Raw genomic sequence first — 16937 nt, 5'->3', positions numbered from 1 at the left:
CCGTTCCTGGGAGAGTTCCACGCCCGGCTGGTCCATACCGCGTGGCGTCTCGGTCCGCACCCGGAGTTTCAGGATCTACGGCTGCGCCAATGGGCGCACCAACTCGGCTTCAACGGCCATTGGCTCACCAAATCACGCGGCTACTCCACCACCTTCGCGGCACGCCGGACGGCCCGGCGTACCTGGCGGCGCACCCACGTGAACGGCGAGGAACGCCCGGCCCTCGACGCCTTCGNCCGACCCGACGACACCGACGAAACCGTGATCATCCCCACCTGGCGGTACCNCTCCTCCGGCTACNCCAACAACGGCGACCGATGGCTCGCATCCATGGCCGCAGACCAAGCCCGGTCACGGAGAGAGGAAGCACATTCGGCCCGGAAATTTGCTGCGTAGTGGAAGGTTGGGAATGGGGATGTTGTCTGCGGAGGTTGATCGCTTGTGGACTGCTGCTGAGGCTGCGCGCTTCCTCGGTGTTCCTGTGGCGACCTTGTATCAGTGGCGGACGCGCAAGGTCGGGCCTCGGGCGTACCGGGTCGGGAAGTGGCTTCGCTACGACCCCACGGACGTGCGCGCGTGGCTCGCTGAGAGGGCCGCATAGCCGTGGGCAGTGTGGAAAAGCGGGTTCGCGACGGTAAGGCGGTGTACCTAGCGCGCTGGCGCGACGATGATGGGCGGCAACGCTCGAAGTCCTTCGCGAAGAAGGGTGATGCTGAGCGCTTCCGGGCTGCCGTCGTCTCGGATCTCGCCAACGGCCAGTACATCGACCCGCACGACCGGACGACGGTTGCCGAGTACGCCCGGCGATGGGCTGCGGGCAGGGTCCACCGGCCGACGACGTCCCGCCGGGTCGCAGGAACGATCAAAGTGCACATTGAGGGGACCTCCCTCGGCACCCGTCGGCTCGCGGCGGTCCGGCCGTCGGAGGTTCAGGCGTGGGTGTCCGACCGGGCACGGCTGCTGGCGCCTACGACGCTGCGTAACCTCGTGTCGCTGCTGCGGTCGATCTATGCGGCGGCCGTGCTCGATCGCCTGGTGGCCGTCTCACCCGTCGTACGGCTCAGCATGCCGTCCACCCGGCGGAAACGGGTGGTGCCGCTGACGGTTGACCAAGTGCGGCTCCTGGCGGACGCGATCCCGGTTCGCAACCGGGCGATGGTGATCGTTCAGGCCGGGCTCGGGCTCCGTATCGGCGAACTGCTCGCGTTGCGAGCTGAGGACGTCGACACCGGCGGGCGGGNGGNGCGCATCGAATGGCAGCTTGCACCCGGCTCGAAGGTCCGGAGCGTACCCAAGACGCCCCGTTCCCGGCGGGTCGTGCCGCTGCCTGACGTCGTCCGTGACGCGGTGGCGGAGCACTCGGAGGTCTTCCCGCCGGGGGCGGACGGTTCGCTGTTCACGACGCGGTTCGGGCGGCCGTACCGCCACGACTACTACGGGGCACAGATCTTCGTCCGGGCCGTCCGCCAGGCGGGGCTTCCGGCTGGCATCACGCCCCACGATCTTCGGCACCACTACGCGTCGGTTCTGCTCGCTGCGGGGGAAAGCGTGATCGCGGTCGCGGAACGGCTCGGGCACGACAACGCCAACCTGGTGCTGTCGACGTACGGGCACCTGATGCCGGATAGCGAGGATCGGACCCGCAAGGCGGTGGACACGGCGTGGTCCGGTGTAACCGGTGTGGAACACGATCACTCGTACCCTGCGGGACCTGCGGAAGTGGCCCCTGATCAGACGTTGAAGCGGAACTCCACGACGTCGCCGTCGGCCATCACGTAGTCCTTGCCCTCCATGCGCACCTTGCCGGCCGCGCGGGCGGCGGCCATCGAACCGGCCGCGATCAGGGNGTCGTACGAGACGATCTCGGCCTTGATGAAGCCGCGCTGGAAGTCGGTGTGGATGGCCCCGGCGGCCTCCGGCGCGGTCGCCCCGGCTCTGATGGTCCAGGCCCGGGCCTCCTTCGGGCCTGCCGTCAGGAACGTCTGGAGCCCCAGGGTGTGGAAACCGATCCGGGCCAGCTGGGCAAGGCCGCTCTCCTCCTGGCCGAGCGAGGCCAGCAGCTCCGCGGCGTCGGCCTCGTCGAGCTCGGCCAGTTCGGCCTCGACCTTGGCGCACAGCACGATCGCGTCCGCGGGCGCGACGGAGCCGACAAGTTCCTTGCGCCGACCGGGATCGGCGAGGACGTCCTCGTCGACGTTGAAGACGTAGAGGAAGGGCTTGGCGGTGAGCAGGAAAAGCTCCCGCAGGGCGTCGCGATCGATCTTCGGTTCCGAGGACAGCGTGCGGCCGGCGTCAAGCACCTCGCGCGCGGCCTTCACCGCGCCCAGCAACGGCTGCTTCGCCTTGTCGGCACGGGCCTCCTTCTCCAGCTTCGGCAGGCGCGCGTCAACGGTCTGCAGATCGGCGAGGATCAGCTCGGTGTTGATCGTCTCGATGTCGTCGGCCGGGTCGACCCTGCCCTCGACGTGCACCACGTCGGGGTCGGAGAACACCCGGACGACCTGGCAGACCGCGTCGGACTCGCGGATGTTCGCGAGGAAGCGGTTACCCAGGCCCTGCCCCTCGGACGCGCCTCGGACCAGACCGGCGATGTCCACGAAGCTGACCGTGGCCGGCACCGTCCGGGCGCTGTCGTAGAGCTTCGCGAGCTCGCCGAGACGCGGATCGGGCACCCCGACCACGCCCACGTTCGGCTCGATCGTCGCGAACGGGTAGTTCGCGGCCAGCACCTCATTGCGCGTCAGGGCGTTGAACAACGTGGACTTGCCGACGTTGGGCAGCCCGACGATCCCGATCGACAAGCCCATGGCCGGTCAGTCTACGGACCTCACGGCTACGGACCTCACGGCTACAGGCCCCACGGCTACAGGCCCCACGGCTACTAGGCCCCACGGCCGCTCGCCGGGAAGGGCCCGGCCGGGCAGCTTCCCGGCCGGGGACCGTCTCACCGCGAAACCGCGCGAAACTGTCGGAGGGCCGTGATTGCCTCTCTCCCGTGGACACGACCAGCGCGCTGCTGGCCCTGATCGGGCTGGCTCTCGGCGCCATGGGCGGATTCGCCGCCGCGCGCCGCTTCGCCGAGCCGCGGGTTGCCGCGCTCACGGCTGCGCACGCCACCGCCGTGCGGGAGCGCGACCAGGCCCGGGAGACCGCCGCCGCCGCTGCCGAGCGTGCGATGCTGGCCGAGTCGGACGTGTCCAGCCTGCGCACCGCGCTGGAGTACGAGCAGCGAGCGGCGGGCGAGCGGGTGGCGCTGGTCGAGCAGAGCCAGGACCGGCTTGCCGAGAGCTTCCGAGCGCTGTCCGCGCAGGCTCTGGAGGGCGCGAGCCGTCAGCTGGTAGAGCTGGCCTCCGCCCGGCTGGACGAGGCCGGCGCCCGCGCCCGCGGCGACCTCGACGCCCGTCGTTCGGCGGTCGAGAGCATGGTGACGCCGCTGCGGGAGGCTCTCGGGCGGATGGAGGACCGGCTGCGGGAGCTGGAGACCGCGCGCACTGAGGCCTACGCGGCACTCGTCGAGCAGGTGCGGTTCGCCCGCGAGGCGTCGGAGAACCTCCGGTCGCAGACCGCCGCGCTCGTGACCGTGCTGCGCCGGCCCCAGGCCCGCGGTGCCTGGGGCGAGATGCAGCTGCGCCGGGTGGCGGAGGTGGCCGGCATGCTCAACCGCTGCGACTTCACCGAGCAGATGACGATCCAGGGCGACGACGGCCCGCAACGGCCCGACATGGTCGTCCACCTTGCCGGTGGCCGCAACGTGGTCGTCGACGCGAAGGTTCCGCTCAGCGCGTTCCTGGAGGCCGCCGACACGACGGACGAGGAGCATCGCGCGCGCCGGATGGCCGCCCATGCCCGCCATCTGCGTGCGCATGTCGACGGCCTCGGCGCCAAGTCCTACTGGCGGCGGCTGCCGTCATCCCCGGAGTTCGTGGTGCTCTTCGTCCCCGCCGAGGCGTTCCTGGCCCCTGCCCTCGATCACGATCCCGGCCTGCTCGAACACGCCGCAGGCAAGAAGGTCATCATCGCCACCCCAACCACGCTGATCGCTATGCTGCGGACCATCGCCCACGCTTGGACTCAGGATGCGCTGACCGCACGGACGAAGGAGATCTTCGAGCTGGGTCGCGACCTCTACACCCGCCTCGGCACCCTGGGCGAACACGTCGATCGCCTCGGTCGCTCGCTCGGCCGGGCGGNGGGGGNCTTCAACGCCACCGTCGGCTCGTTGGAAAGCCGGGNGCTGACCCCCGCCCGCCGGCTCGCGGCCATGGAAGTCGTCGAGGCGGGGCTCCCCAGTCCGGTTCCGGTAGAGACCGGCGTGCGGCCGCTGTCCGCCGCCGAGCTCCTGAGGAGCACCGGGGAGGGCGCGACGACCGGGCGGGGTGGCGCCATGGAGGACCCCGGAATCGATGTCGGGTACCAGACCCCTGACGGCGCAGATCCGGCCAGATGGGACGCGAACGACCAGCATAAGGAGGATTAAGCAACGGAAAGCAGTGAGATCGACACCGAAAGCTCAAATGCGAGAGCCGATGCGCATGTCTGGTGCATCGCCCTGACGCATTGGAAATCTGCGGGCGGTACCTTGCCTTCGTGAGTGTGCCGCCTCACCGGCAGTCGGCCGGACCGCCGGGCAGATCCGCACGCGCTCGCGGGCATGATGATCTGTACGCTCGCAGCTCGCGCGGTCGGGCGAGTGGGCCGCCGCCCACGCTGTTCACGGGCAGCCGCCGGGGCCTCACCGCGCTCGGCACCGGCATCCTCGTCCTCGTCATCGGTGGGCTCGGTGCCATCGCGGNCTCCGCGATCTTCGGTTCCCTGAAGTTCGCCTTCGGCGTGCTGTTCATCGGCTCGTGCGTCCTCGCCGCGGTCCGCGTGCATGCGGATGACCTCATCGGCGTGGTGATCATGCCGCCGCTCGCCTACGCGCTCATCACCCTCGGCGTCGGCTACCTGAACCCCGCGGCCGGGAACGGCGGCTCCGGCCTGCGCAACAAGGCCATCGATGTCGGCTCGGAGATGATCCTTCACGCTCCGATCCTGCTGACGGCCTTCATCCTGGTAGTCGTCATCGCGCTCTTCCGGGGTCGCCGCGCCCAAGTGGCGCGCCGCGAGCGGCAACGTTCCCTCGCGCAGTCGTCCGCCGAGCGCCGACGCCGGCCGCTGTAGCCCGGACCGCCGCTTCCCCACGCCGCTTCCCCACGCCAGGTCGGCCGTACCGCCACAACCACCCCACAAGCAAATCCATGCCATCAATAAAAACAATAAAAGGCATGTAGATGGAACGGCCGACGACAAACACCGGCAACGCGGCGGAACCTATTGCCACAGCTCGTGCTAGATTCCATGCCGCATCACGCACCCACCGTTCAGGTGCACTTCCACTGGNATATCGGGTGCCGCATCCCCGGAGGCGGCGGACGTAGGGAGGCCCGCTTGTCGTGCACGTCTCACGCTTTCTCCGGCGAGCACGTCCCGTCCGTTGGTGAGCCGGTCGGGCCCCGGTGACCGCCAGTCCCTGCTCAGCGGGACGAACGCCGATGATCCCGATGTTGCGCTACCGGTCTCTCGACACGCAGCCGCCACGCGGCCCGCGACGTCGGCTAATCCCCTTCACGACCTTCATGCGGCACTGCGCCCTCATCGCCGCCTCCGGCCGGCAGGCGCTCACCGTGTCGAAATATGCCGCGTCCCTGCGCGCGGCCACCGCGCCGGCCAACCCGGTCATCATCACCTTCGACGACGGCGGCGTGGAAACCTTGAAGGCTCTCCGCCGACTGGCCGAGACGGGTCTGACGGCGACGGTATTCGTGACCAGTTCACGGGTCGGTGATCCGGGCTATTTCAACCGGACCGACCTGCATCGAATACGGGGTCTCGGGATAGAAATCGGCGGGTCCGGTCACACCGGACGGCGGCTGGACGAACTGGCGCGGACCGACGTGATCGCCGAACTGACGCTGTCGCGTCGCCGGCTGGCCGTGGCGACCGGGGACGAACCTCGCACGTTCGCCTACCCCCTCGGCGGATACGACCTGTCCGTACGCCAGCTTGTGATCTCGGCCGGCTACAGTTCGGCCTGCGCGGTACGCGACGTCCTCTCGCATCCCGCCGACGACCGCTTCGCCCTCGCCCGGTTGACCGTCGAGGCGAACACACCCGACAGCCGGCTTCGCGCGTGGTTGGAAGGCGTCGGGCGGCCCGCGCCGCCTCCCACGGTGCCACGGACCCACACCCATCGGCTTCGGCGCGCGGCCCGCCCGCCTGGTCTTTTCACCCCCAGGCTCGGTCAGCCCGATCCTGGCCCGGTGACCGGCACCGGGGACCCGGGCGGCCTCGCATCCCCCGACCTCAGCTGGCCATCACCGGCCCTGCCGGAGCACTGAGCAGTCCNAACAAACTGAGCAGTCCGAACAAACTGAGCAGACGGGGTGGCGGCAGGACGGCTGGCTGCGGTGGTACCCCGCCCGCGGGCGGTCGGCGAGAGTGCCACGGCGTCCCGCGGCGGATCGGTGCGCAGGGCCAGATCACCGAGCGGACTGGTCNCCCCGAGCCAGTACCGCTCGTTGCGGTAGTGGTGCAGACGATGCCCTCGCCACAGCCGCCGGTAGTAGGCCGTGCGCGGGGGGACCCGGGTATGGATGAGGAAATGCGTCCAGTCGTAGACGAGCGCACCCATCCCGAGGCAGAGCGCGCCGGTCGCCGCCCATGGCGGCCCGAGCAACGCAGGCGCCGCGACGGCGACGGTTCCGCTGATCACCTCGCGGGGGCGCAGGAACATCGTGTCGAGGTTGGTCGGATCGCGATGATGCTGCTCGTGCCCGTATCCGGCAAGTTGGTAACCGATCGATCCCAGCCGACCGCCCGGCCGGGCGTGGAGCAGTATCCGGTGCACACTCCACTCGACGAAGGGCTGCGCCGCCACGGCGGCCACCGCGACGCCGGTGTCCCGGATCCGCCACGGGCCTCGGACCACCCGCAGGACGGCAAGCGCCCCCACGCAACCAAGCAGAACGGGGGGCCGTGGATGGCGCAGGAACCTGTGTGCCGCACCCACCAGCGTCCGGACCTCCGCGGCGCTGCCGTGCGGTCCCGGGGGGTCGAGGCGCGCGAACACCCTCGCGGGGACGGACGGTCGCGGGTAGTGCACCATGCGACCACCTCCCGACCAGATCGGAGTCGGAACGGACCAGGAACAGCATGGAAACTGTACGGAACTCCGACTGGACCGGCGACTTGGATCGAAGCTGCGACCGGGACAGCGGCGGCTCAGAACGGGACAGCGGCGGCTCAGAACGGGACAGCGGCGGCTCAGAACGGGACAGCGGCGGCTCAGAACGGGACAGCGGCGGCTCAGAACGGAACGGTGGCGGCTCAGAACGGAACGGTGGAGTACGCCTGCAGCTTGGTGAGCTGATGCTGGCTGTCCACCCGGCGGATGGTGCCCGAGCGTGACCGCATCACCAGCGAGGACGTGTTTGCCCCGCCCGGCCGGTACCGCACCCCGGCGAGCAGTTCGCCGTCCGTGATGCCGGTCGCCACGAAGAAGACGTTGTCACTGTCGACGAGGTCCCGGGTGGACAGTACCCGGGCCGGGTCGCCCCCGAGGTCGGCAACCTTGCGATACTCCGCGTCGTCCCGCGGCCACAGCCGGCCCTGGATCACTCCACCCAGGCAGGTCACGGCGCAGGCCGTGATGATCCCCTCGGGAGTGCCGCCGATCCCCAGCAGCAGGTCCACGCCGGTGTCCGCCGAGGCAGCCATCACCGCTCCGGCGACGTCGCCGTCGGAGATCAGCTTAACCCGGGCGCCGGCCGCCCTGATCTGCTCGACCAGTTGGCTGTGCCGGGGCCGGTCCAAGACCACCACGGTGACGTCCCGCGGGAGGATCTCCTTGGCCTTCGCCACGGCGCGGATGTTGTCCTCCACCGAGGCCGCGATATCCACCNCCCCGGCCGCCTCCGGGCCGGTGACCAGCTNCTCCATGTAGAAACACGCGCTCGCGTCGTACATCGAGCCACGCTCGCTGACCGCCATGACCGAGATGGCGTTATTCATCCCCTTGGAGGTCAGCGTCGTACCGTCCACGGGATCCACGGCGACGTCGCATTCGGGGCCCTCGCCCGAACCGACCACCTCGCCGTTGAACAGCATGGGGGCCTCGTCCTTCTCCCCCTCGCCGATCACGACGACCCCGCGCATCGAGACGGTGCCGACCAGTCGACGCATCGCGTCGACGGCGGCCCCGTCCGCGCCGTTCTTGTCGCCACGGCCGACCCAGCGCGCCGCGGCGAGCGCGGCTGCCTCGGTTACCCGGACGAGTTCGAGCGCGAGGTTGCGATCCGGAGCCTGCCCTTGCACGGCCAGCGTGTCGGGCACGGACGAGGCGTCGGAAGGCCTGGAGGCGGAGGATTCAGCAGTGGAAGACACGGCCCCGAGCCTAGTTCGGGAGCCCCGTCGGCGCCCGAACTAGGCCCGGAGTGACGCCGAATATNCCTCCATGACCCTATCCCGCCGCGAAGGTGCGCCCGCGGCCGTCCGGCAAATCCGGCCTGTCGTCGACACGACATCTCGAATCCGCCGAAGAGGCACGCAACCTTCAACCCGGTGCGCGCGTCCAACGGAGCATCGGGCAGCCGTCACGCGGAGGGGGCGTGACGGCTGCCCGGCAGGCCCCGATCTGGCCGGTTTCTCGCCCCGCACTCCCCGATAAGGCCCTCCAGCCGGGCGAGAGTCTGAACACACCACCACCCCCGCGAGCCGCCCAGACGTGGTCCGGGNGCCCATTCGGGGGTTCGGACCTGGAAGATGGGGACGTGGCACGACGACGCGGTCAGGAAACGATCAGAGACATGGCGCTCTCTCTCGCCGTGGTCATGGCGNGNGTCCTGCTCTTNGTCGTCTTNGTCATNCCCCGCNGNGGCGACGAGCCCGCGGTCAAGGTCGTCGCGACGAGTGAGCCGATGGCGGCGTTCGCCCGCCAGGCGCCCTACTCCCCGCTCGGGCCGGCTGGCCTGCCCTCCTCCTGGAAGCCGACCTCCATCCGCCTGACGCTGCCCACCGGTGGTGGCGATGGTGGTCCCGCCGAGGCGACGATCGGCTACGTCGTCGATCGGCCCGACCATCGGACGTTCGCCCGCTTCGTCGAGAGCAACGCTCCCACCGCGGTCCAGCGGATCCTGGGGAACCGACCGGCCAACGGCACGGTCGATGTGGAAGGCGTCGCCTGGCAGCAGCGCCGGGACGGCGATGGGCATCTCGCGCTCACCCGAACCGACGGCGACGTCACCGTGATCGTGGATGACGGAGGCGGCAAAGGCGGGGCGAATCAGGCCGATCTGGTCACCCTCGCCGCGTCACTGCGACCGGTCGTTCCCGCCGCCACGAACTGATCGGGCCGCCGGTACGGGCCCGGTCGATGCAAGCCGCCCGGTCAGCGCGAACCCGGTCAGCGCTGGACGGCGGCCGCGATGACGGGAGGCCGTGCGGGCGCGACGGCCGTTGCGGCCGGTGGCTGGCCCCCACCCTCCAGAGCGGTGGCGGCGGGGATGAGAATCGCCATGCCGATGACCAGCCCGGCCGCCCGACGTAGCAGCGGGCCCGTCGCCGGCATCCGCCATCCGAGGTGGGCGCCGCCAACCCGCGTCCCGATCATCCCACCCCTCGGCACGGCGCCCACGGCGGCAACCGAAGGCGGAGCGTGCTCTCGGGCGAGGTCGCCGAGAGGTCTGCGACGAGGCGTCGGGCGTAGCGCGGGCATTGCTACCTCCGGACTGGATGTCCTACGGGTAACGGCCGGTGTGCCAGGCCGGTCTGGTCCGTCTCGGACCGCGACCGGCCTGAAACGCCATGCAGTGACCTTGTACTATGGATCTCCACCGGACCGGCCGGGTTCAGCCATGATTGTTCCTTGTTGGATATCATGTTGGTCAGGCGGAGGGGAAATCGCCACGCCGGCGCCTCCTAGCCGCCGGGTCGCCCAACGGTGGATGCCGGGTCGGGACCGACCCGAAACCGCGCGGTCACGGATTGAGCGGACATCGTTATAGAGGATTGTGGAAGATAGAGGGTTGTGGAGGCGGCACGGAGGTGGCCATGCCCGAAGCATTCAACGACGGCCCTACCGGTCACACATCGGGCTCCGCCGATGTCCTCCCGCCGGGCGTCCCGGCCCCACCGGTCACCTACGAGGTCGCGCGGGCCGAACTCGAGGAGGTCGTCCGCCGGCTGGAGGCCGGCGGGGNGAGTTTGGAGGNGNCACTGATCCTCTGGGAACGGGGCGAGGGGCTCGCCAAGACCTGTCAGGCACTGCTCGACGGCGCCCGCGCTCGACTGGCCGCGGCGACTCCACTCTCCTGAGCGTCTCCTGATCTCCTGGACGTCTCCTGATCTCCTGATCTCCTGAGCGAGCGGCCCCTCCNGCCGACCGGGCCGCCGGGCCTGCTCAGCCGTCCACGACCGTCGCGCGCAGCGTTCCGCCCGCCACCCGGATGGCGAGCCCGTCCCCGGCCGCAACCTCGGCAGGTCCGCNCACAACCGCACCATCCACGGTGCGCTGCACCACGGCGTACCCGCGGTCGAGGGTCGCCGCCGGCGACAGCGCGCGCATCCGGGCGCGGGTGGCGGCCAGATCGTTCCCGGTCACATCTATCACGTGGCGGACGCAGCGGCGCGAACGGGCGAGGAGCGCCGACACGTCGTCCGCTCTGCGGTCCACGTCGCGCGTGGGCGTTGCGAGCACGGGGCGTCCCCGGGTGTCCGCCAGCCAACGTTCCTCCCGGTCGAGTCGGTGCTCGACGACCCGCCGGGCCCGGGCCCGCAGCTGGGCGACCGCGATCGCCTGCTCACCGACGTCCGGCACCACCCTCTTCGCCGCGTCCGTCGGCGTGGAGGCGCGGACGTCGGCGACGAAATCGAGCAAAGGGGTGTCCTGCTCGTGTCCGATTGCCGACACCACCGGGGTACACGCGGCCACGACAGCCCGCAGCAGCGCCTCGTCGGAGAAGGGCAGCAGATCCTCCAGCGACCCGCCGCCACGAGCGATGACGATCACTTCCACCTCGGCGCGCGCGTCGAGTTCCCGCAGCGCGTCGATGACCTGGGCGACCGCGAGAGGCCCCTGGACGGCCACCTCTCGTAACACGATGCGCACCGCCGGCCAGCGACGGCGCGCGTTCTCGACCACGTCCCGCTCCGCCGCGCTGGCCCGCCCGGTGATCAGACCGACGGCCGCCGGGAGGAACGGAGGACGCCGCTTACGGGACGCGGCGAACAGCCCCTCGGCCGCCAGCGTGGCCTTGAGCTGTTCGAGCCGGGCCAGCAGCGCACCGGCGCCGAGCGGGCGAATCTCAACAACCGCAAGGGCCAGCGTGCCTCGGCCGGGGTGGAACGACGGCTTGCCCCACACCACGACGCGGGCCCCGTCGACGAGCGCCGGCCCCACCGCGTCGCACACCGCGCGCGGGCAGGTGACCCGCAGGGACACGTCGGCGACCGGGTCCCGCAGGGTGAGGAAGACCGTTCCCATCCCGGGACGGCGAACGATCCCGGTCACCTGCCCCTCGACCCACNCCCGCCCCAGCCGGTTGATCCAGTCTCCCAGCGCGCGCGACACGCTGCGGACCGGCAGCGGCTGTTCCGGGGACGATGTCAGTGCCACCCGGGCACCGTAACCTCGCCCACAACCACGCCCCACAACCACGCCCCACAGCCTCACCCCACAGCCTCACCCCACAGCCTCACCCCACAACGGTCGGCGGCCCTCCCCACGGCCGGACCGGACGATGTCGCCATCGGGTGATGCATCGCCTAGCCGACTTCCCGGCCGCCCGCCGCCGCGTAGACTCCCACCCATGGGCCGGGTCCTTCTTGCCAAACCGCGCGGCTACTGCGCTGGTGTCGATCGAGCCGTCGTGACCGTGGAGAAAGCACTAGAGCTGTACGGTTCACCGGTCTACGTACGCAAACAAATCGTTCACAACCTTCATGTCGTGAAGACGCTGGAGGCCAAGGGCGCGATCTTCGTGGACGAAACCGACGAGGTGCCGCACGGCGCCACCGTCGTGTTTTCAGCCCACGGAGTGGCACCAACGGTGCACGAAGAGGCGGCGGTGCGCGAGCTCCGCACAATCGACGCCACGTGCCCTCTGGTCACCAAGGTGCATTCTGAAGCCAGGCGGTTCGCCCGTGAGGACTACGACATCCTCCTCATCGGCCACGAGGGCCACGAGGAGGTCGTCGGCACCACCGGGCAGGCTCCGGACCGCATCCACCTCGTGGACGGGCCCGAGGACGCCGCCGGGGTGAAGGTCCGCGATCCGGAGCGGGTGGCTTTCCTCTCCCAGACCACACTGTCCGTCGACGAGACGATGACGACGGTTGACGCGCTGCGCGAGCGCTTCCCGCATCTGCAGGGTCCACCGAGCGACGACATCTGCTACGCCACGCAGAACCGCCAGGTCGCCGTCAAGGAGATCGCCGGCGCGGTCGACCTGGTCATCGTCGTCGGCTCGCGGAACTCCTCGAACTCGGTCCGGTTGGTCGAGGTCGCGCTCGACGCCGGCGCCCCGGCCGCCTACCTCGTGGACGACTCCACCGAGGTGGACCTGAGCTGGTTCGATGGTGTCGAGACCGTCGGGGTCACCAGTGGCGCATCGGTGCCGGAGGAACTCGTCACCGGCGTGATGGCCTGGCTCGCCGAGCGGGGCTTCACCGATGTGGAGGAGGTCACGTCCGCGGACGAGCACCTTCTCTTCGCGTTGCCGCCGGAGCTTCGCCGGGAGATGCGTACCCGCGAGCGCGCCGCCGGCTGAGCCCGGACCGCCCCTCACACCAGACTCGTCGGAGCCACCCTTCCCCGCATTGCGCCGAAGCCCCGACGTTCCCCTCAGGAACCTCGCCGAAGGCAAGGTGACGGAGACCCCGAACGGCCCCCTATAGCAGGGGTCCCGACATGTCCTAAGGTCGGCCCTGGGGCCGCGTCCAGGCGGCATCTCGCCGGGACGCGGCCCCAGTATGCGGTACAGGGCACGTGCGGTACAGGGCACGTGCGGTACAGGGCACGGGCGACGAGCATCGGGAGAACGGGCGCATGAGCGAGCAGGAATACCGCATCGAGCACGACAGCATGGGTGACGTCCGGGTACCGGTCACGGCCCGGTGGCGGGCCCAGACACAGCGGGCGGTGGAGAACTTTCCCGTCTCCGGCCAGCGGATCTCCCGCGCGCACATCGCGGCGCTCGCCCGGATCAAGGCCGCTGCCGCGACGGTGAACGCCAAGCTGGACGTGCTCGACGCGGACATCGCCGAGGCGATCGTCGACGCGGCCACGGAGGTGGCCCGTGGTGACTGGGACGACCAGTTCCCCTTGGACGTCTTCCAGACCGGCAGCGGCACCTCGTCCAACATGAACANCAACGAGGTGCTGGCCTCGCTCGCCTCCGAGCGCCTCGGCCGCCCGGTTCACCCGAACGACCACGTCAACGCCTCGCAGTCCTCGAACGACGTCTTTCCCTCATCGATCCACATCGCCGCCACCCAGGGCATCGTCGGGGACCTGATCCCGGCCCTGGAGCACCTTGCCACCGCGCTCGGTCGCAAGGAGACCGAGTTCGCCGACGTCGTGAAGTCCGGCCGGACCCATCTGATGGACGCGACCCCCGTGACGCTCGGCCAGGAGTTCGGCGGGTACGCCGCCGCGGTCCGGCTCGGCGTCGAGCGCCTGCAGGTGGCACTGCCCCGGATCGGAGAGCTGCCGCTCGGTGGGACAGCCGTCGGGACCGGCATCAACACCCCGCCCGGCTTCTCCGCCGCGGTGATTGAGGAACTGTCCGCCAGCACCGGTCTTCCCCTGACCGAGGCACGCAACCACTTCGAGGCGCAGGCCTCCCGGGACGGCCTCGTCGAGGCGTCCGGCGTGCTGCGGGTGATCGCCCTCTCGCTCTACAAGATCGCTAACGACCTGCGCTGGGCCTCGTCCGGCCCGCGAGCCGGGCTCGGCGAGATCCGGCTGCCCGACCTCCAGCCCGGATCCTCGATCATGCCCGGCAAGGTCAATCCGGTCCTTCCCGAGGCGGTCTGTCAGGTCGTCGCCCAGGTCGTCGGCAACGACGCGGCGGTCGCGTTCGGCGGATCAGCCGGGAACTTCGAGCTCAATGTCATGCTGCCGGTGATCGCACGTAACCTGCTGGAGTCGATCCACATCCTGTCGACGATCAGCCGGCTGTTCGCCGACCGTTGCATCGACGGCATCGTCGCCGACGTCGAACGCTGCCGCCGCTACGCCGAGTCCTCCCCCTCCATCGTGACGCCGCTGAACAAGTACATCGGCTACGAGGAGGCCGCGAAGGTCGCCAAGATCTCGCTCGCCGAGGAGAAGACCATTCGCGAGGTCGTTCTCGAGCGCGGTTACGTTGCGGCGGGCCAACTCACCNAGGCACAGCTCGACGCCGCGCTCGACGTGCTGTCGATGACCCACCCGTAGCCGAAGCTCGTCGGGCGGCCGCTCCCGACCGTCGCGTCTCCCGGGCACCTCCGTGACCCACGGAGGTGTTCCGTCCCGACGGCGCAACCCGACAGCGGCGCCCGACGGCGCGGCGGGGGCCGTGGAAGACCCCCCAGACAGCCTCCACGACCCCCGCTAGAGGTTTAACGGGTCGGCGGCGGGTTGGTTACGGGTGGCGGGTGCCCCAATTTCACCTGCCGGCACGACGGCCCGGCACGACGGCCCGGCGGCCTGGCGTCGCGACTCCTCGACGGGTTCCCACCAGCTGGACTCGAAAAGCTCTCAGCCGGAACCACACCGGCACATATGGCGGACGTGGCGGCACGCCTCGGCCATCACGGACGGGTTCGCGACACCTACCTCAAGTGATAACCCGCAGGTAAAGCGACTCCCGAGAAATTTCCCAGAAGAAATGGACGTAACAAGCACGGCCAACATGCCGATCCGACCCGTCCGGCCGGATAGCCTCGGGTTCACCGGAGACCGATAGATTGCGGGGGATGTGACGATGTTCGACTACGACGTCCTCGTCATCGGATCCGGGCCGGGCGGGCAGAAGGCCGCGATCGCAGCGGCCAAGCTCGGCCGACGGGTCGCGATCGTCGACAAGCGGGAAATGATCGGTGGTGTCAGCATCAACACTGGCACGATCCCGTCCAAGACGCTGCGAGAAGCGGTCCTTTATCTGACCGGCATGTCACAGCGTGAGCTGTATGGGTCGAGCTACCGGGTAAAGGATGACATCACCGTCGGTGACCTCTCGGCGCGGACCAGACATGTCATCAGCCGCGAGATCGACGTGATTCGCAACCAGCTCAGCCGTAACCACGTCACCCTGCTGACGGGCCTGGCCAGCTTCGTCGATCCGCACACCGTGAACGTGCGGGCGGGCGGCGAGGACACCGAGGACCGCCGGATCCAGGCGGAAAGAATCATCATCGCCACGGGAACCCGCCCGGCGCGGCCGGACACGGTCGACTTCGACGGACGGACCGTCGTCGACAGCGACCAGATCCTGGCCCTGGAGAAACTGCCCCGGTCGATGGTCGTCGTCGGCGCCGGTGTGATCGGTATCGAATACGCCTCGATGTTCGCCGCGCTCGGCACGAAGGTGACCGTCGTCGAGCGCCGTGACCGGATGCTCGACTTCTGCGACCTCGAAATCGTCGAGGCGTTGAAGTATCAGCTCCGCGATCTTGCGGTGACCTTCCGTTTCCGCGAGTCGGTCGTCTCCGTGGAACGCCACAACGGCGGTACCCTCACCCTGCTCGAGAGCGGGAAGAAGCTCCCGGCGGACACGGTGATGTATTCGGCCGGGCGGCAGGGGCTCACCGACATCCTCAATCTTCCGGCGGCCGGCCTCTCCGCGGACAACCGCGGCCGGATCAAGGTCGGCTCGGACTTCCGCACAGAGGTCGATCACATCTACGCGGTCGGCGACGTGATCGGATTCCCCGCTCTCGCGGCGACGTCGATGGAACAGGGACGCCTTGCGGCGTACGCCGCCTGCGGCGAGGACGTCAACGCCATGCGGGCCGAGCTGATGCCGATCGGGATCTACACGATCCCGGAGATCTCCTATGTTGGCAGCACCGAGGACGAACTGACCGAGCAGGCCATCCCGTTCGAGGTGGGCATCGCCCGGTACCGGGAGCTGGCCCGCGGAGCCATCCTCGGTGACTCGTACGGGATGCTGAAGCTACTGGTCAGCCCGGACGACCGGCGCCTTCTCGGGGTGCACGTCTTCGGTACGGGAGCCACCGAACTCGTCCACATCGGACAGACCGTGATGGGCTGCGGTGGCACCATCGACTACCTTGTCGACAGCGTCTTCAACTATCCGACGCTCGCCGAGTCCTACAAGGTCGCGGCCCTGGACGCAATGAACAAGATGCGCGCGGTTGCCCGCTTCAGCGGCTGACCGGAGCACCAGACGGCGCATCGGGCCGGGGGCGGCCGCGAACCGGGCTCCTCGCCCCACGACGTCATGAGCTGACGAAAGGTAAGCCGCTATCACCGGATCGGGCCGGCTAATGGCGGGCAAGCATAGGCTGATCAGGGNGGAGCTGTCCTCGTTCTGCCCGCGCTACCACCATGCCGTCGAGACCATCGGGCGGCGCTGGACCGGGGCCATCGTACGCGCGATGCTGGCCGGCGCAACCCGGTTCTCCGAGATCACGACGGCGGTGCCCAACCTGTCCGACCGGCTCTGTTCCGTACGGCTGAGGGAACTCGAAGCCGAAGGGATGGTCAGACGCACCGTCGTCCCGGACACGCCCGCGCGGACCGAGTACCACCTGACCGCGAAGGGAGCGGACCTCGCGGACACGGTCGCGGCTCTCTCCCTCTGGGCCGAGACCTGGCTCCCCGACCCGTCCTGCTGACCCGTCCTGCTGGCCCGTCCTGCTGACCCGTCCTGCTGGCCCGGGGTTGCCCGGCA

At 69.6% G+C, this 16937-nt stretch carries 17 protein-coding genes; 12 read left to right on the top strand and 5 right to left on the bottom strand.

The features are described 5' to 3' along the window. The 3 genes from CED_RS07310 to CED_RS07300 all read left to right on the top strand — a co-directional run. On the top strand, positions 1–396 hold a 396-nt coding region (locus tag CED_RS07310), incomplete at its 5' end, for a replication initiator (RefSeq protein ID WP_035909361.1). Between the two features lie 13 nt (positions 397–409). Then, entirely contained in the window at positions 410–601 is a 192-nt protein-coding gene (locus CED_RS07305; RefSeq protein ID WP_043590279.1) for a helix-turn-helix domain-containing protein, read from the top strand. Positions 602–603: 2 nt separating this feature from the next. Then, complete coding sequence (locus CED_RS07300) at positions 604–1779, top strand: tyrosine-type recombinase/integrase (protein ID WP_084680720.1); 1176 nt, start codon at positions 604–606, stop codon at positions 1777–1779. Here CED_RS07300 and ychF read toward each other — a convergent pair. After that, a complete protein-coding gene (gene ychF / locus CED_RS07295; protein ID WP_035909360.1) occupies positions 1731–2807 on the bottom strand; it encodes a redox-regulated ATPase YchF in 1077 nt (358 codons plus the stop codon). The genes CED_RS07300 and ychF overlap by 49 nt on opposite strands. A 188-nt stretch (positions 2808–2995) precedes the next feature. Here ychF and rmuC point away from each other — a divergent pair, with 188 nt between their 5' ends. The 3 genes from rmuC to CED_RS07280 all read left to right on the top strand — a co-directional run bounded on the left by rmuC (position 2996) and on the right by CED_RS07280 (position 6380). Continuing rightward, complete coding sequence (rmuC, locus tag CED_RS07290; RefSeq protein ID WP_035909358.1) at positions 2996–4477, top strand: DNA recombination protein RmuC; 1482 nt, start codon at positions 2996–2998, stop codon at positions 4475–4477. 116 nt (positions 4478–4593) lie between these two features. Continuing rightward, positions 4594–5163 (top strand): DUF6542 domain-containing protein, encoded by a 570-nt coding sequence (locus CED_RS07285; protein ID WP_369807799.1) that lies wholly within the window; start codon positions 4594–4596, stop codon positions 5161–5163. Positions 5164–5534: 371 nt separating this feature from the next. Further along, the gene (locus tag CED_RS07280) at positions 5535–6380 is read left to right on the top strand and encodes a polysaccharide deacetylase family protein (RefSeq protein ID WP_011438248.1); all 846 of its coding nucleotides are present in this window, start codon (positions 5535–5537) and stop codon (positions 6378–6380) included. Here CED_RS07280 and CED_RS07275 read toward each other — a convergent pair. Both CED_RS07275 and glpX read right to left on the bottom strand, forming a co-directional pair. Further along, entirely contained in the window at positions 6284–7147 is an 864-nt protein-coding gene (locus CED_RS07275) for a sterol desaturase family protein (protein WP_035909356.1), read from the bottom strand. The genes CED_RS07280 and CED_RS07275 overlap by 97 nt on opposite strands. A 221-nt stretch (positions 7148–7368) precedes the next feature. Continuing rightward, positions 7369–8424, bottom strand: coding sequence for a class II fructose-bisphosphatase (gene glpX / locus CED_RS07270; protein ID WP_235186943.1), 1056 nt, complete (start codon positions 8422–8424; stop codon positions 7369–7371). Between the two features lie 92 nt (positions 8425–8516). Between glpX and CED_RS07265 the strand changes: the two genes are divergently transcribed. Next, positions 8517–9386 carry a DUF4245 domain-containing protein gene (locus CED_RS07265; RefSeq protein WP_369807798.1) on the top strand — a complete coding sequence of 290 codons (870 nt, stop codon included), beginning with the start codon at positions 8517–8519 and terminating at the stop codon, positions 9384–9386. A gap of 56 nt (positions 9387–9442) precedes the next feature. On the opposite strand, the gene CED_RS24225 is transcribed toward CED_RS07265, so the two are convergent. Then, a complete protein-coding gene (locus tag CED_RS24225) occupies positions 9443–9649 on the bottom strand; it encodes a hypothetical protein (protein ID WP_049760991.1) in 207 nt (68 codons plus the stop codon). 434 nt (positions 9650–10083) lie between these two features. On the opposite strand from CED_RS24225, the gene CED_RS07255 reads away from it, so the two are divergent. Beyond that, positions 10084–10353 (top strand): exodeoxyribonuclease VII small subunit, encoded by a 270-nt coding sequence (locus tag CED_RS07255; RefSeq protein ID WP_035909351.1) that lies wholly within the window; start codon positions 10084–10086, stop codon positions 10351–10353. Between the two features lie 85 nt (positions 10354–10438). On the opposite strand, the gene xseA is transcribed toward CED_RS07255, so the two are convergent. Beyond that, positions 10439–11653, bottom strand: coding sequence for an exodeoxyribonuclease VII large subunit (xseA, locus tag CED_RS07250; RefSeq protein ID WP_035909350.1), 1215 nt, complete (start codon positions 11651–11653; stop codon positions 10439–10441). A 193-nt stretch (positions 11654–11846) separates the two neighbouring features. Between xseA and CED_RS07245 the strand changes: the two genes are divergently transcribed. From CED_RS07245 to CED_RS07230, 4 genes are all read left to right on the top strand, one after another. Next, complete coding sequence (locus CED_RS07245) at positions 11847–12806, top strand: 4-hydroxy-3-methylbut-2-enyl diphosphate reductase (RefSeq protein WP_035729888.1); 960 nt, start codon at positions 11847–11849, stop codon at positions 12804–12806. A gap of 278 nt (positions 12807–13084) precedes the next feature. Further along, positions 13085–14476: a class II fumarate hydratase gene (locus CED_RS07240; protein WP_035909348.1), complete on the top strand. Its 1392-nt coding sequence runs from the start codon at positions 13085–13087 to the stop codon at positions 14474–14476. Between the two features lie 529 nt (positions 14477–15005). Then, complete coding sequence (gene sthA / locus CED_RS07235) at positions 15006–16418, top strand: Si-specific NAD(P)(+) transhydrogenase (protein ID WP_011438257.1); 1413 nt, start codon at positions 15006–15008, stop codon at positions 16416–16418. 112 nt (positions 16419–16530) lie between these two features. Continuing rightward, positions 16531–16881 carry a helix-turn-helix domain-containing protein gene (locus CED_RS07230; RefSeq protein ID WP_023840092.1) on the top strand — a complete coding sequence of 117 codons (351 nt, stop codon included), beginning with the start codon at positions 16531–16533 and terminating at the stop codon, positions 16879–16881. Positions 16882–16937 lie beyond the last annotated feature (56 nt).

It is taken from the genome of Frankia sp. CeD (assembly GCF_000732115.1).
GTDB lineage: Bacteria > Actinomycetota > Actinomycetes > Frankiales > Frankiaceae > Frankia > Frankia casuarinae.
Note: the sequence above shows the minus strand (reverse complement) of the source record. Positions and strands in the feature narration are given on the sequence as shown.

What these genes read in the sequence shown, in the direction of transcription:
- CED_RS07305 (WP_043590279.1), top strand. Translation starts at nt 410, where the DNA reads ATGGGGATGTTGTCTGCGGAGGTTGATCGCTTGTGGACTGCTGCTGAG.
- CED_RS07280 (WP_011438248.1), top strand. Translation starts at nt 5,535, where the DNA reads ATGATCCCGATGTTGCGCTACCGGTCTCTCGACACGCAGCCGCCACGC.
- CED_RS24225 (WP_049760991.1), bottom strand. Translation starts at nt 9,649, where the DNA reads ATGATCGGGACGCGGGTTGGCGGCGCCCACCTCGGATGGCGGATGCCG.
- CED_RS07245 (WP_035729888.1), top strand. Translation starts at nt 11,847, where the DNA reads ATGGGCCGGGTCCTTCTTGCCAAACCGCGCGGCTACTGCGCTGGTGTC.
- sthA (WP_011438257.1), top strand. Translation starts at nt 15,006, where the DNA reads ATGTTCGACTACGACGTCCTCGTCATCGGATCCGGGCCGGGCGGGCAG.